Raw genomic sequence first — 14,279 nt, forward strand, 5'->3', positions numbered from 1 at the left:
TCAGCTGTGCGCTCCTTCGCGCGACGCGGCCCAAGGGGCCAGGATGAAGCTCATTGCCAGGCCCAGGCTCACCGCCAGGCCGAAATTGCTCACCGCCGGGGTGTTCGACAGGGCCAGCAGGCCGAACGACAGCCAGGTGGTCAGTGCCGCCAGCAGGGTGCCCAGCAGGCTCACCGCCTCGCCGCCGACACGCTCATGCATGAGGATCGCGTAGTCGACGCCGATGGCGGTCACCAGCAGCAGGCCGAACAGGCTGAACAGCGTCAGCGGCTGGCCGAACCAACCCAGCAGGGCCAGGCTGCACAGCGCGGCGAGCAGGGGCAGGGCGACAATGCGCAAGGCTCCGCGCAGGCCGAACGGCAGCACCAGCAGCACCAGGATCAGCGCGCACGACAACAGCTTGAGCTCGGCGGCGCTGACCTGGGTGGCGGCGAACAGCTGGTTCAACTCACCCAGCCGGTCCACCAGTTGCACGCCGGGCAGGCCATCGGCTTGCAGGCGCAGCAAGGCAGTGTCGTTCAGCCCCTGGAGGCTGACGACGGCGGCCACGCCCTGGTCCACCTGGCCCAGCCACAAGGCGCGCCAGGGCTCACCCAAGGGGCCGGCGAGGACATCGTCGATGGACTGGATCGGCAGTTGGCGCAATTGCTTGAGCTCGGCCTGCAACGCGGTTTCCGGAACGCCCTGGGCCAGCAACGGTTGCCAGTGTTCGGGCAGGCGTTCCAGTGCCTGGAGGGTGCGCGCCTGCTCGGCGGGGCTGGCAACCAGGCGGTCGAGGGACATGTAGCCCTTGAGCTTGCCCAGGTCGACCAGCTCGTCGAGTTTTTCCGACAACGCCCGCAGGCGCTCCAGCAGTTGCTGCGGGTTGGCGCCGCGTACCAGGTAGAACTGGCTGGTGGGCTGGTAACCGGTGACGCGCGCGACTGCCTGGGCTTCTTCCAGCAGTTGGGGCGGGCTGCCGACCCACTGGCGCACGTCGTTGCGGCTGTCCAGACGCCACAGCCCGGCGGCGCAGAACAGCACCAGCAGGGCCAGCAGCGCGGCGCTGGGGACACGGCGCAGCAGGCCGGCGCGCAGCTCGGTCAGCCATTGCGCGACCCGCAGCGGCCACTGGGCCGGGCGCAGCTCGACGCCGCCGAGCAAGGCCGGCAGCAGGCACACGGCGCTGAGGTAGGCGCCGACCAGGCCGGCGGCCGAGAACGCGGCGATCTGGGTCAGCGCGGGGAACGGCGTGAAGGCCAGGGCCAGGTAGCCGATGCAACTGGTCGCCAGGCTCAGGCTCAGCCCCGGTAGCGTGAGGCGCACGGCCGGCCAGCTGCGCCAGGGTTGCAGGCTCCAGCTCTTGGACAGGTAGTGCAGCGGGTAGTCGACGGCCACACCGATCAGGCTGGAGCCGAGCACCAGGGTCATCACGTGCATCTGCCCGAACAGCGCCACGCACACCACCGAGCCGAACAGCATGCCCACCAGCACTGGCACGAAGGCCAGCAGCACGCGCCAGCGGCGGAAGGCCAGCAGCAACAGCAGCAGGATGCCCACGGTGGCGCCGCCGCCGACCCAGGTGATCTCGCGGCTGGCCTGTTGCTGGCCGGCCGCGGCGTAGAGCAGGCCGCTGGCCGCCAGCAGCTGGGCGCCTTGCTGGCTGGCCTCGACGCGGGCGTGGGCCAGCAGGTCGGCCACCTGCAAGGGCAGGTGCATGTCGAAAGCGTTGCCCAGGGTGCGGGCGCGCAGCAGCACCCACTGCTGGCCGTCGGCTTCGGCGACCAGCGCGCCGCTGGCGGTGTCCAGTTGCACGTTGACCGGCTTGGGTTGGCTTTGCTGGATGCGGCCGGTCAGGCCGAGCCAGTCATCCTGGCTGGCCACCAGGCTGAAGCCGGCGAAGGGGTCGAACAGGCTTTGCAGGCGTTGTTCGATGAAAGTGTCGGGCTGCTCGGCCAGCAACTGGCGGTCGCGGGCCGCGAGCATCGCCAGGCGTCCTTGCAGCAGTTGCCCGCGCAGGGCCTGCAGGTCGGTCTGCACACTCCACTGCACCTTCTCGAACAGGCCACTGGCCTGCCACTGGGCGGCCAGATGTTCGGCCAGGGCGACGGCCTGTTCGCGTTGGGGGTGGCCGACCAGCACCAGCAGCTCGCGGTTGAGCGGCTCCTGCATGCGTTGCTCGGCTTGCTGGACCAGCGGGTCCTGGGTGGCGCCCGGTACCAGGGTCATCAGGTCGGCCGACAGCGGCGCGCCCCGATGCCATTGCCAGCCGGCCACGGCGAGCATGATCAGCAGCAGGCCCGCGAACAGGCGCGGCAACAGGCGTTCAGTCGGCAAAGTCGCTGCGCTCCGCGTCGCTGAGGGCGCTGGCGCCTTGGCTCTCGGGCATACGCAGCACGGTGCTGTCGCCCTGGGTCTCGCTCAGTTCGATGCGCTCGACGTAACGCCCGCCGGCGATGTCGATGCGGGTGAATACTTGCTTGAGCAGCAGCGAGCGCGGGGTCAGGCGCAGTTGCCAGTGCGTGGCGTCGCCCGACAGCGCCAGTTCGAAGTCGCGTTGCAGGCCGCTGCTGTCGCCTTGCAGCACGGCGAAGAACAGGCGGTTCTGCTCGGCGCCGGCACTGCGTGCGGGCAGCGTTTGCCAGCCGCTCGGGTCGCGGCGGGCGATGCCTTGGGTGTCGATGCGGTAGTCCTGGCGCAGCGGGGTCTGCAGCAGCCAGAGCAGGCCGTGGTCGCGGGCCAGGACGAAGCGGCCCTTGCTGGTCAGTGGCTGGGGCAGGGCGCGCAGGTGTTTTTCCTGGATGAACGGGCCGCTGACCACGGCGGGTTCGCTGAGCTGCTTTTGCAGGTCGTCGAGGGTGAAAGCGAGGGTCAGCGGGCTAACGAACAGCAGCAACAGGGTGAGCAGTGTCGGGACCTTCGCGGGCAAACCCGCTCCCACAGCTTTCGAGGTGCCTGTGGGAGCGGGTTTACCCGCGAAGAGGCTGGCAATGCCAGTGCGCAGGCCGAGGCTCATGGCAGCACCTTGGCGACGGCGTCGAGCATGGCCTGGGGGGAGGCCAGTTGCATCTCGCCGCTTTCGATGTGCACGGCCACCTGCACGGTGCTGGCGCGGGTCATGCGCTCGCCGGTGGTGGCATCGCTGATCAGGTAGTGGATCTTCAGGCGGTTCTCCCACTCCACCAGGCTGGCGCGCACGGTCAGGCGCTGGCCGAAGGTGGCGCCGCGGATGTAGCGCAATTGCAGGTCGATCACCGGCCAGGCATAGCCGCTGGCCTGCATCCGCAGGTAGTCGTGCTCCAGGCGGTCGAGCAGCGCGCAGCGGGCGACTTCCAGGTACTTCACATAGTGGCCGTGCCAGACGATGTGCATGCTGTCGACGTCGAAGAACGGCACGACGATCTCGCTGTCGACGTGGAACACCCCGGGGTTACGCATGCAGCCTCCAGTGGCGCTGGCCGATACGGGCCAGGCACAGGCGCAGGTCGTGCTCGAGGGCACGGTCCTCGGTGACCGGCGCGAAGTCTTCCAGCAGCGCCGCATGCATCTGCGCCAGGGCTGGCGGCAGGGCGTGGGCATCGGCCAGGCGCTGGCGCAGCCAGACGCCCTGGTTGGCGGCCAGCAGGGTGGCGGCGGCGACCTGTTCGGTCAGTTCCAGCACGCGCAGGGCGTCGCGGGCGGCGATGGTGCCCATACTCACCTTGTCCTGGTTGTGGCACTCGGTGGAGCGGGAGAACACGCTGGCCGGCATGGTCTGCTTGAGCGCCTCGGCGGTCCAGGCGCTGGCGCCGATCTGCACGGCCTTGAAACCGTGGTTGAGCATGGCGCGCTCGGCCTCGGCACCCGAGAGGTTGCTCGGCAGGCCATGGTTGTAGCGCACATCCACCAGCAGGGCGAGTTGGCGGTCGAGCAGGTCGGCGACGTTGGCCACCAGGTTCTTCAGGCTGTCCATGGCGAAGGCGATGTGCCCGCCATAGAAGTGCCCGCCATGCAGCACGCGCTCGGCGTCGCCGTCGATGATCGGGTTGTCGTTGGCGCTGTTGAGCTCGGTTTCGATGAACCCGCGCAGCCAGCCCAGGCTGTCGGCCAGCACGCCCAGCACATGGGGCGCGCAGCGCAGCGAGTAGCGGTCCTGCAGGCGGTGCAGCGGCGGCAGCGGGGCGTCGATGGCCAGGTCCTGGCGCAGCCAGGCGGCGACTTGTGTCTGGCCGGGGTGCGGCTTGGCGGCGAACAGGCGCTCGTCGAAGTGCTCGGGGTTGCCCTGCAGGGCGATGACATTGAGCGCGGTGATGCGCGTGGCCAGCTTGAGCAGGTAGTCGGCGCGGGCGAAGGCCAGGCAGGCCAGGCCGGTCATTACCGCAGTGCCGTTCATCAGCGCCAGGGCTTCCTTGGGGCGCAGCACCAGGGGCTGCCAGCCCAGTTCGCGGTGCACGTCGGCGCTGGTGCGGCGTTCGCCGCGGTACATCACTTCGCGCTCACCCGACAGGGCCGCCGCCACGTACGACAGCGGCGTCAGGTCGCCGCTGGCGCCGACCGAGCCTTCCTCGGGGATCAGCGGCAGGATGTCGTGCTCGATGAAGGCCTGCAGGCGCTCCAGCAGTTCCAGGCGCACGCCGGACACGCCATGGCTCAGCGAGCGCAGGCGCGCGGCCAGCACGGCGCGGGTGGCCGGTGCGTCGAGCAGTCGGCCCAGGCCGCAGCCGTGGAAGGTGTAGAGGTGGCGGGGCAGGGCCTCGACATGCTCCAGCGGCACGGCCACCACGCAGGAGTCGCCGTAGCCGGTGGTCACGCCATAGATCACCCCTTCCTTGTCCAGCAAGGTGTCGAGGAAGCGCGCGCCACGGGCGATGCGCTCGCGGTAGGCGGCGTCGGCCTGCAGGCGCGACGGGGCGCGGCGCTCGGCCAGGGCCAGGACGTCTTCGATCGCCAGCGGCGTTTCGCCGAAGGTTACAGGCTCATGCGGATGCATCGTCATCGGTCTTCCAGAAGGGGTAGAAATTGAACCATTGCAGCGGTGCCTGGGCGCAGTAGTGGCCCAGGCGTTCTGCGTAGCGGGCGGCCCACTCGGCGATCACCGCGTCGCGCTGGCCACGGCGCCACTGCAGGCGCTCGACGAACGGCTCGAGGGTGACCTGGTAGCGGCCCTGTTGCTTGAGGCAGAACAGCAGGTTGAGCGGGCAACCCAGCAGCCCGGCCAGCAACCACGGCCCCTGGGGGAACGCCGCCGGGTGGCCGAGGAAGTCCACCTCCACGGTGCGCCCGCCGTGCAGCGGCACGCGGTCGCCGGCGATCGCCAGCCATTCACCGCGTTCCAGGCGCTCGGACAGTTGCAGCATCACTGCCGGGTCCAGTTCGCTGACCTGGATCAGACGCAGGTGGCTGGCGCCGGCTTCGCCCAGCAGGCGGTTGAAGTGTTCGGCGTGGCGAGTGTGCACCAGCACGTTCATGGTCACCTGCTCGCCGATCTCGGCCAGGGCCCGGCACACTTCCAGGTTGCCCAGGTGCGCGCCCACCAGCATCTGGCCGCGCTCGCCACGCAACTGCTGGCGCAGGTTGGCCGGATCGACGATGTCGATCTGCGAAAGCGCCAGCCGGCCGTTCCACACGTCGAGCTTGTCCAGCAGGGCTTCGGCGAAGGCCATGAACTGGCGAAACACGCGCCACTGGCCGGGGGCCTGGACCTGGCCGGCGCTCCAGCGGTGCAGGCGCTGCTGGTACTGCCAGGCGCTGCGCCGGGCGCGGCCACCGAAGACGAAGAAGTAGGCGACGATTACATGGATCAGCGGGCTGAGCACGCGCCGCCCGAGGAGGCGGGCGAGGGTGGCGGTGAGCTTCATCAGCCAGAAGCTGCCGCGCTCCTGGTGCTCGGCCCAGTGTTGCGGGCGCTCGTTCATCCACGCCACCTGCGCCAGAGGATCAGCGGGGCGCGCAGGAGCATGCCGAAGAACAGCTTGGCGTGCATCTTCGAGATCAGCGCGTTGTCGTGAAACAGGCGAAAGTGCGACAGGCCGTCCTGGGGGTAGTGGACCTTGGTCGGCAGCCAGCGCATCGGCTGGTTGCGCCACGACAGGCGCACCAGGATTTCCGGGTCGAAGTCCATGCGCCGGCCGAGGCTGACGCTGTCGATCATCGCCAGGGTCGCGGGCAGCGGGTAGACGCGAAAGCCGCACATCGAATCCGGGATACGCAGCGACAGGCTGTTGATCCACACCCAGACGTGGGTCAGGTAGCGGGCATACAACCGGCCCTTGGGCACGCTGGCGTCGTACTGTGGATAACCGCACACCAGGGCCTGCGGGTAAGCCTGCGACTGTTCCAGGAACCGGCTGACATCAGCCAGGTCATGCTGGCCGTCGGCGTCCACCTGCAGGGCGTGGCTGAAGCCCAGTCGCGCGGCTTCGCGCAGGCCGGCCATCACCGCGCCGCCCTTGCCCTGGTTGACCGCCAGGGTGACCAGGTGAACGTCGTCGCGTTCGGCCAGTTGGCCCAGTACCCGGGCGCAGGGGGCATGGCTGGCGTCGTCGACCAGCACGCAGGGCAGGCCGGCGCGCAGCAGGTCGTCGACCACCTGGGGCACCGCCTGCTCGTGGTTGTACACCGGGATCACCGCGCAGGGCTTATGCATGAGCGGCCTCCAGCACGATGCGGCCACTGGAGCAAGGCTGCCCGGCGCAGGTGTAGGCGAAGTAGAGCTTGCCGCGGGCGGTGTCGAAGCGCAGGGTCAGCAGCAGCTCGTCGCCGGGGCGCACCAGTTGCTGGAACTTGAGCACTTCCATGCCGGCGAAACGTCGGGCCAGTCGCAGGTGCGAGGCAGCCAGGGCGATTGCCCAATCGATCTGGACCACACCCGGGAGCACGGGCGTTTGCGGGAAGTGCCCGGGGAAGCAGGCCAGGTCCAGGGGGATGGCCAGACGCAGATGCAGTTCTTCGCCTTGCTGCGTCTGCTCCAGCACCTCTGGTGCCATGCTGCGCGGGGCCAGCAGCAGGGCCTGCAGCTCGGCCTGGGGCAGTTTGCCCTGAGTGTTGAGCGGCAACTGGCGTGCCAGGCGCCAGCGCCGTGGCAGGGCCAGTGCCTCGCAGTGGCCGGCCAGGTGCTGGCGCAGCCCATCGATCACGGCGCGGCGGCCCTGGTTGCGCAGGGCGTGCAGGCCGGCCGGGGTCAGGGCTACCAGGGCGCCGAGATAGGCGCGGCCTTCCTCGATTACCCCCAGGCGCGTCTCGGCGACCCAGGCATGGGCGCACAGGGCCTGCTCGAGCATGGGCAGCGAGATGCGTTTTTCTTCGAGCTTGACGATGCGGTCCAGCCGGCCGAGCAGGCGGAAGCGCCCGTCGTCGCTGAACTCGGCGGCATCGGCGCTCTGCTCGATGTGCCCGGCAGGCAGGTAGGGGGATGCGATGCGCAGGGCGCCGTGTTCATCCTGGCTCAAGCGCACGTCGGCGAACGGTTGCCACAGGGGTTGGCCCTGGCGCCAGGCGATACCGCCGGTCTCCGAACTGCCGAGGATCTCGGTCGGCCACTGGCCCAGGCGTTGTTGCAGGCACTCGGCAGCGGCCATAGGCAGTTCGCCGCCTGAAGAGAATACCCGCCGCACCGGGCTCAGGGCCGGCCAATCGAGGTTGTCGCCCATGCGTTTGAGCAGCGCCGGGCTGGCCACCCAGGCGAACGCCGTGTGCTCTCGGCTGGCGCGCTGCAGGTCCTCGGGGAACGGCAGTTGGCGGCGCTCTAAACCGCGTCCGGCGCACAGTGGCCAGAGCACGCGGAACAGCAGGCCGTAGATGTGCTGGGTGGCGACGCTGCCGATGATCCAGGCGCTGCCCAGGTCCTGGCCCCAGAGCTGTTCCAGGGCATTCACTTCGTTGGCCAGCTGGCGCAGGCGCTTGTCGATGCGCTTGGGCTCGCCGCTGGAACCGGAGGTGCACAGGCTGATGCGGCAGGCGTCGAGGTCAAGGTCGGCAGGGGCGAGCGCTAGCCCCAGCAGCTCGTCGAGCTGCTCGTCGGTGGTCAGCCACAGGTCGACCTGGGTATGCCAGCGCTCACGGGTGGCGGGTTGCAGGTCGGCGGGCAGCAGCACGTCCACGCCTGCGCGCCAGGCACCGAGCAGGGCGACGGCCAGCGCCGCGGCGTCTTCCAGGTGCACGGCCAGGCACCGGACCCCACGCTGGCGCAGGCCACCAGCCAGGCGCAGGGCCTGCTGGCACAGCTCGGCGTGGTCCAGGGCCGGCGCTTGGGTCACCAGGCGCGGCGCGTCCAGCGGGCGCAGCAGGTGTTCGAGGTTGATCCAGTTCATGAGCGTCCTCGCACACGTTGTCTTATCAGCCATTCGACGGCGAACAGCAGGCCCATCGCGGCGTAGGCGATCAGGCCGTTGTACAGGGTCCACCAGGCCAGTGGCGCCCACAGAGTGAGGCTGGCGGCGATCAGGCCGTTGCCCAGGAAGAACAGGCACCACACCTGGGTCACGCGGCGGGTGTAACGCACGGCGTGGGGCGGTAGGTCGGGGTCGCGCAGGCGCGCCAGGCGTTCTGCCACCGGCATGCCGCGCAGCAGGCTGGCGCCGAACAGGGCCAGCATGAAGGCGCTGATCAGCACCGGGTACCAGCGCAGCAGCTGCGGGCTGTCGGACAGCCCCAGCAGGGCGCAGAACGCCAGCGCCACCAGCGCCATCCACAGGTTGCCCGGGCGGCGCGGCGTGCTCAGTGCACGGGCCAGCCACAGGCCACCGAGCAGCAGGCCGAATTGCCAGGGGGCGAAATGGGCCATGCCGAAGTGCACCGCGAAGGGGTACAGCAGCCCGGCCAGCAGCAGGCCGAGGCCGATCAGGCGCTTCATGCCGCCGGGTTGACCAGGCGGTGCACCGCCTCTACCACGTCATTGACGGTACGCACCGACTTGAAGTCGTCGGCGGCGATCTTCTTGCCGGTCTGGCGCTTGATGTGGTCGATCAGGTCGACGGCGTCGATGCTGTCGATTTCCAGGTCCTGGTACAGGTTGGCGTCCAGGGTGACGCGCTCGGGTTCCAGTTCGAACAGCTCGACCAGGGCGTCGCGCAGGATGTTGAAGATATCTTCACGGGTTTGCATGGTGCGGTCTCAGGCTGCCTGGCGAGCGGTGACGAACGCCGCGAGGGTGGCGACGTTGGTGAAATGGTTGCGGGTATCCTTGGCGTCGGCGTCGATCTTGATGCCGTAGCGCTTCTGGATCGCCAGGCCGAGTTCGAGGGCGTCCACCGAGTCCAGGCCCAGGCCTTCGCCGAACAGGGTCTGCTGGTCGTCGATGTCCTGCACGCTGATGTCTTCCAGGCCGAGGGCGTCGATGATCAGTTGCTTGAGGTCATGGTGCAGGTGTTGCTGTGCATCGCTCATCGGCGGCGAGCTCCTTTATGTAGTGCTGGTGCAGAAAATCGTTGAGGCGGCGCGAGGCGATCGGCGCCGGGCCCATGGCGGCGTAGGCCTGGGGGTCGATATCGGTACCGACGCGCAGGCTGAAGTGCACGCGACGGCAGGGGATGCGATACCAGGGCTCGTGCTTGGTCAGGGTGGTGGGGCTGACGCGGATGGTCACCGGTGTGATGATCTTCGCACCGCGCAGGGCGATGGCCGCGGCGCCGCGATGAAAGGCGGGGGCCTGGCCGGGCGCGGTGCGCGTACCCTCGGGGAAGATGATCAATGGTTGGCCTTGCTGCAGCGCGGCGACGGCGTTGTCGAGCATGTCCATGCTGCCGTCGTTGCCGATGTACTGGGCCTCGCTCACCGGGCCGCGGGTGAACGGGTTGGTGAACAGGCTGTGCTTGACCACACAGTTGGCCTGGCGCACCAGGCCGATGAGGAACACCACGTCGATCAGCGACGGATGGTTGGCGATGATCATCTGCCCGGGCCGGCCCAGGCGCTCGGCGCCTTCGACTTCATAGGTGAGCACGCCGGCTGTGTGCATGAAGCGGATGAAGCGCCAGAACAGCCAGCCGATGGTGCGTCGGGCGCGCTGGCGGTGGCGCGCGGCGTCACCTGGCAGGAAGGCGAGCAGGGGGAAGACCAGCAGGCGCAGGCACAGGCCGCCCAGGCCGAACAGGCCGAAGCTCAGGGCGGTGGCCAGCAGGCGCCAGTGATAGGCGTCCCGCGGGCGCTCTATGGCTGTCGTTGCCAGTTCCATGTGCGACGGTTCCAGGTGTGAGTAAAGGAGGGGGTGTTGCCCAGCGAGGCTTTCAACCAGCTCAGGGCGTGAGGCAGCGGGGTGTGCGGCGCGTCCGGAGAGGAATGGTGGCTTAGTGCTAGCCTCCATTGTCGCCCAGCTGTGAGGCGTAACGCCAGCGCATAGGCGAAGGGCACGTCGTCGATCCAGGGGCCGTACACCGGTGGCGGCAGTTCCTCGGCGATGATCAACAGCACTGCCGGGGCGCCTTCTTGCAACAGGCCGGCGGCTTCGAGCAGGCCTTGTTCGAAGCCGTCGCCGGCTGCGGCCAGGGCGGTCATCTCGCAGGTTTCGCCGCGCAGGATCGACCACAGGCCGATCACGGCATTGTGCACCGACAGGCTGAACTGGGTGGGCGAAAGTGGCTGCTGGTCAGCCAGGTCGCTGAGAATCGAGAAGGTGCGGGGTGTTTCACCGTGGCGCGAGACGAATACCAGCGGCATCGGCGCGCAGCCCTCGGCCAGCGGCCAGCCCACGGCGAACGCCATGCGCGCCAGCTGGCTGAGGCGGCGACGCTGCATGGCGGGCAGAAACGATACGTCCGGCACCTGCGCTTCGGCAGAGGGGCGTGCGCCGGTGGCGGCCCAGGATTGCCAGTCGGCGGGCGTCGGCAGGCCGGGGGCCCAGGCGCGCCATTGGCTGATATCAAAGGTGATCATGGTGCTTGTTACTTCCCGCTCTGTGGGACTTCCTTGCCTTGGGAATGACTCGGAACACAGACCTTGCAGGGTGGCGCTTTGCCGAGTGGCGCGCATTATCCCGGTGACGGAGATGTGTAGCAATTAGTCGTTACATTCTTGCCAGTCAGACATTGCATTCTCGAAGAAGTATCGAGTTGGATGATCCGGGTAGGCATTTTCCGACGGCTGGTCAGAGACAGGTTGTCGGTCGCACACGCTGCAACTTGAGCGAAGAGTGCTGGCCAATACCGGTGCGGCGCCACATACTCGGGCATTCGTTGATACACGGAGGTCTGTCATGCGGCGCGTGGTGTTCAATCAGAAAGGTGGCGTGGGCAAATCGAGCATTGCCTGCAATCTGGCGGCGGTGAGTGCCAGCGAAGGCTACCGGACCCTGCTGATCGACCTGGATGCCCAGGCCAACTCGACCCAGTACCTGACCGGCCTGACCGGCGACGACATTCCCATGGGCATCGCCGACTTCTTCAAGCAGTCGCTGTCCAGCGGGCCGTTCGCCAAGAAGAACAAGGTCGATATCTATGAAACCCCTTTCGACAACCTGCACGTGGTCACCGCCACGGCGGAGCTGGCCGACCTGCAGCCCAAGCTCGAGGCCAAGCACAAGATCAACAAGCTGCGCAAACTGCTGGAAGAGCTGGACGAGGACTACGATCGTATCTACATCGATACCCCGCCAGCCTTGAATTTCTATGCGGTTTCCGCGTTGATCGCCGCTGATCGTGTGCTCATTCCCTTCGATTGCGACAGTTTCTCGCGCCAGGCGCTGTACGGCCTGCTGGCCGAGATCGACGAGTTGAAGGACGACCACAACGAAGAGCTGGTGGTCGAGGGCATCGTGGTCAACCAGTTCCAGTCACGCGCCAGCCTGCCGCAGCAGATGCTCGACGAGCTGCTGGCCGAGGGGTTGCCGGTGCTGCCGGTGTACCTCGGCAGCTCGGTGAAGATGCGCGAGTCCCACCATGCCAGCCTGCCGCTGATCCATCTTGAGCCACGGCACAAGCTGACCCAGCAGTTCGTCGAGTTGCATTCGTTGCTCGAGGAGAATGCTGGATAAGGTTTGGTGGGGTTGGAGTTGTCTGGTGCCTGGGCGATCGAGCGCCGCCCGCGCCGCACATCGCGGATGAATCCGCTCCTACATTTTTTGCATCGTGGCCATGACAGATAGGCCATGGTTCGCCGACGCCATCCACCTGCCTGAAGCCCTGCACCTAGGCTGGCAACCACGACCTCACAGGTGCGGCACGTTGCAACGAATGTAGGAGCGGATTCATCCGCGATGCGCCGCGCGGGCGGCGCTCGGTCTCATAGGCGCCAGAAATCTCAAACCATGCTCCCTAAACCCCCTGGCCGCGCAACCATTCCAGCAGCGACTGGAGCGGGAAGGCGCCGGCCTGGCGCGCCACTTCGCGGCCATTCCTGAACAGGATCAGGCTGGGGATCGAACGGATGCCCAGCTGCCCGGCGAGGTTGCGGTTGGCCTCGCTGTCGAGCTTGGCCAGGCGGCAGCGACCGGCCAGCTGCCGCGCAGCCTGTTCGAAGGTCGGGGCGAAGCTCTTGCACGGGCCGCACCAGTCGGCCCAGACATCCAGCAGCAACGGCAGGTCGCCCTTGATCTGGGCGGCGTAGGTGCTTTCGGTCAGCTCGAAGGGGCGGGCGAGCAGCACCTCCTGCTTGCAGCGGCCGCATTTCGGGTTGTCGCCCAGGCGCTCGGTGGGCAGGCGGTTGAGGCCGTTGCAGTGGGGGCAGGGGATTACCAGGGGTGCGGACATGGGGGCTCCAGTTGATTTAGGCGTGTGGCCCGTTTGCCGGCTTGCCGGCGAACCAGGGTTTCATGTTCATGAAGAGCAGCTGATCTTCAGATGCTTGCCCCACTCCGGCGGCCGCTCGGCATAGGCTTGCATCCCGGGCTGTTCTTCGAATGGCCTGCTCAGTACCTGGTGCAGGCGCCGCACTTCACTGTAGTCACCCGCTTCAGCCGCCTCGATGGCATTCTGCGCCAGGTAGTTACGCAGCACATACAGCGGGTTCACCGCCTGCATCCGCTCGCGGCGGCCCTCGGCATTGCCGGGCTCGCGCTCGCAGCGGGCCAGGTACTCGACGCCCCAGGCATCGAACCCGGCCAGGTCGACGAAATCGTCGCGCACCACCTTCAGTGCCTCCGCCACCGGACGCTCGCCCAGCTTGCGGAAGAACAGTGTGTAGTCCACACCGCCACTCTGCATGCGCTGCAGCAGGCGCTCCACCAGCGCCATGTCGTCGTCTTCGGCGGTAGTCAAACCCAGGCGGCGGCGCATCAGGTCGAGGTAGTGCGCCTGGTACAGCGGCAGGAACAAGCCTAGCGCCTCTTTAAGCGGTTCTACCTCGATCACCGTGGTCAGGGCCTGGGCCAGGGCGCTCAGGTTCCAGTGGGCGATCGGCACCTGGTTGGCGTAGCTGTAGCGGCCCCGGTCGTCGGAATGGTTGCAGATGAAGTTGGCGTCGAAGTCGTCGAGGAAGGCGTAGGGGCCGAAGTCGAAGGTGATACCCAGGATCGACATGTTGTCGGTGTTCATCACCCCATGGCAGAAACCATACGCCTGCCAGCGGGCGATCAGCTCGGCGTTGCGCTCGACGATGGTGCGGAACATCGCGAGGTAGGGTTGTTCGGCTTCCTGGCATTCGGGGAAGTGCTGCTCGAGCACATGGTCGATCAGCACCCGCTGCTGTTCCGGCTGCTGGGTGTAGTAGAAGTACTCGAAGTGCCCGAAGCGCACATGGCTGTGGGCCAGGCGCAGCAGCATGGCGGCGGTTTCGCGGGTTTCGCGCCACACCGTGGCGCTGGAGCCGATCACGCACAGCGCGCGGCTGCTGGGAATGCCCAGGGCGTGCAGGGCTTCGGAAGCGAGAAATTCGCGGATCGACGAGCGCAGCACGGCACGGCCGTCACCCATGCGTGAATAGGGCGTCTGGCCGGCACCCTTGAGGTGCAGGTCCCAGTGCTCCCCGGCGTCGTTGACCACCTCGCCCAGCAGCAGGCCGCGGCCGTCGCCCAGGCGCGGGTTGTAGGAGCCGAACTGGTGTCCGGAATAGACCATGGCACGCGGGTCGGCTTCTTCCCAGAGCTTGTGGCCGCTGAACAGCTCGGCGAACACCGGCAGGTCGGCCTGGGCCGGGTCGAGGTCGAGCAGGGCCATGGCCGCTTCGCTGGCCACGACCAGGCGCGGGTCGGTGATGGGGTCGGGCAGGACCTGGGTGGAGAAGGCGTCGCCGAGGCGGGCGAAGCGGTTGTCGAAGGTCAATTGGTCGAGCGATTTCACGGGCGGCTCCGGGATCGGTGTAGAAGGCCACGGTGTGGCCCTTCGCGGAAATACCCGCTCCCACGGGTTCAGCGCGGGCCCTGTGGGAGCGGGTTTACCCGCGAACGAGGGCGC

Annotated in this window: 15 protein-coding genes; 1 reads left to right on the forward strand and 14 read right to left on the reverse strand. The window is 67.8% G+C overall.

The genetic code is table 11. The annotated features are described in order from the left end of the window. Genes JYG34_RS01625 through JYG34_RS01680 form a run of 12 tightly spaced genes read right to left on the reverse strand, consistent with a single transcriptional unit; the run spans window position 1 to window position 10,827 of the window. Window positions 1-2,316 carry an MMPL family transporter gene (locus JYG34_RS01625; protein ID WP_213659242.1) on the reverse strand — a complete coding sequence of 772 codons (2,316 nt, stop codon included), beginning with the start codon at window positions 2,314-2,316 and terminating at the stop codon, window positions 1-3. After that, window positions 2,306-2,995, reverse strand: a complete 690-nt coding sequence (locus JYG34_RS01630) for an outer membrane lipoprotein carrier protein LolA (RefSeq protein ID WP_249746204.1) — start codon at window positions 2,993-2,995, stop codon at window positions 2,306-2,308. Before JYG34_RS01630 ends, JYG34_RS01625 begins: the two co-directional genes overlap by 11 nt. Beyond that, window positions 2,992-3,417 (reverse strand): acyl-CoA thioesterase, encoded by a 426-nt coding sequence (locus JYG34_RS01635; protein WP_213659243.1) that lies wholly within the window; start codon window positions 3,415-3,417, stop codon window positions 2,992-2,994. Before JYG34_RS01635 ends, JYG34_RS01630 begins: the two co-directional genes overlap by 4 nt. Beyond that, window positions 3,410-4,954 (reverse strand): HAL/PAL/TAL family ammonia-lyase, encoded by a 1,545-nt coding sequence (locus JYG34_RS01640; RefSeq protein ID WP_213659244.1) that lies wholly within the window; start codon window positions 4,952-4,954, stop codon window positions 3,410-3,412. Before JYG34_RS01640 ends, JYG34_RS01635 begins: the two co-directional genes overlap by 8 nt. Further along, window positions 4,935-5,873 (reverse strand): glycosyl transferase, encoded by a 939-nt coding sequence (locus tag JYG34_RS01645; protein WP_213659245.1) that lies wholly within the window; start codon window positions 5,871-5,873, stop codon window positions 4,935-4,937. The genes JYG34_RS01640 and JYG34_RS01645 overlap by 20 nt, the downstream gene beginning before the upstream one ends. Beyond that, window positions 5,870-6,604: a glycosyltransferase family 2 protein gene (locus JYG34_RS01650; protein ID WP_213659246.1), complete on the reverse strand. Its 735-nt coding sequence runs from the start codon at window positions 6,602-6,604 to the stop codon at window positions 5,870-5,872. Before JYG34_RS01650 ends, JYG34_RS01645 begins: the two co-directional genes overlap by 4 nt. Then, on the reverse strand, window positions 6,597-8,267 hold the full coding sequence (locus JYG34_RS01655; RefSeq protein WP_213659247.1) for an AMP-binding protein: 1,671 nt from the start codon (window positions 8,265-8,267) through the stop codon (window positions 6,597-6,599). Before JYG34_RS01655 ends, JYG34_RS01650 begins: the two co-directional genes overlap by 8 nt. Beyond that, a complete protein-coding gene (locus JYG34_RS01660) occupies window positions 8,264-8,809 on the reverse strand; it encodes a hypothetical protein (RefSeq protein ID WP_213659248.1) in 546 nt (181 codons plus the stop codon). The genes JYG34_RS01655 and JYG34_RS01660 overlap by 4 nt, the downstream gene beginning before the upstream one ends. Next, complete coding sequence (locus JYG34_RS01665; protein WP_213659249.1) at window positions 8,806-9,060, reverse strand: acyl carrier protein; 255 nt, start codon at window positions 9,058-9,060, stop codon at window positions 8,806-8,808. The genes JYG34_RS01660 and JYG34_RS01665 overlap by 4 nt, the downstream gene beginning before the upstream one ends. A gap of 9 nt (window positions 9,061-9,069) precedes the next feature. Next, window positions 9,070-9,342 carry a phosphopantetheine-binding protein gene (locus JYG34_RS01670; protein WP_213659250.1) on the reverse strand — a complete coding sequence of 91 codons (273 nt, stop codon included), beginning with the start codon at window positions 9,340-9,342 and terminating at the stop codon, window positions 9,070-9,072. After that, window positions 9,311-10,129, reverse strand: coding sequence for a lysophospholipid acyltransferase family protein (locus JYG34_RS01675; RefSeq protein WP_213659251.1), 819 nt, complete (start codon window positions 10,127-10,129; stop codon window positions 9,311-9,313). Before JYG34_RS01675 ends, JYG34_RS01670 begins: the two co-directional genes overlap by 32 nt. Continuing rightward, on the reverse strand, window positions 10,105-10,827 hold the full coding sequence (locus JYG34_RS01680) for a beta-ketoacyl synthase chain length factor (RefSeq protein WP_213659252.1): 723 nt from the start codon (window positions 10,825-10,827) through the stop codon (window positions 10,105-10,107). The genes JYG34_RS01675 and JYG34_RS01680 overlap by 25 nt, the downstream gene beginning before the upstream one ends. Window positions 10,828-11,146: 319 nt before the next feature. Here JYG34_RS01680 and JYG34_RS01685 point away from each other — a divergent pair, with 319 nt between their 5' ends. Next, window positions 11,147-11,923 (forward strand): ParA family protein, encoded by a 777-nt coding sequence (locus tag JYG34_RS01685; protein WP_213659253.1) that lies wholly within the window; start codon window positions 11,147-11,149, stop codon window positions 11,921-11,923. 280 nt (window positions 11,924-12,203) lie between these two features. On the opposite strand, the gene trxC is transcribed toward JYG34_RS01685, so the two are convergent. Further along, window positions 12,204-12,638, reverse strand: a complete 435-nt coding sequence (gene trxC / locus JYG34_RS01690) for a thioredoxin TrxC (RefSeq protein ID WP_213659254.1) — start codon at window positions 12,636-12,638, stop codon at window positions 12,204-12,206. 66 nt (window positions 12,639-12,704) lie between these two features. Beyond that, on the reverse strand, window positions 12,705-14,165 hold the full coding sequence (gene selO, locus JYG34_RS01695) for a protein adenylyltransferase SelO (protein WP_213659255.1): 1,461 nt from the start codon (window positions 14,163-14,165) through the stop codon (window positions 12,705-12,707). Window positions 14,166-14,279: the final 114 nt, after the last annotated feature.

The sequence above is a fragment of the Pseudomonas entomophila genome (assembly GCF_018417595.1).
Taxonomy (GTDB): domain Bacteria; phylum Pseudomonadota; class Gammaproteobacteria; order Pseudomonadales; family Pseudomonadaceae; genus Aquipseudomonas; species Aquipseudomonas entomophila_C.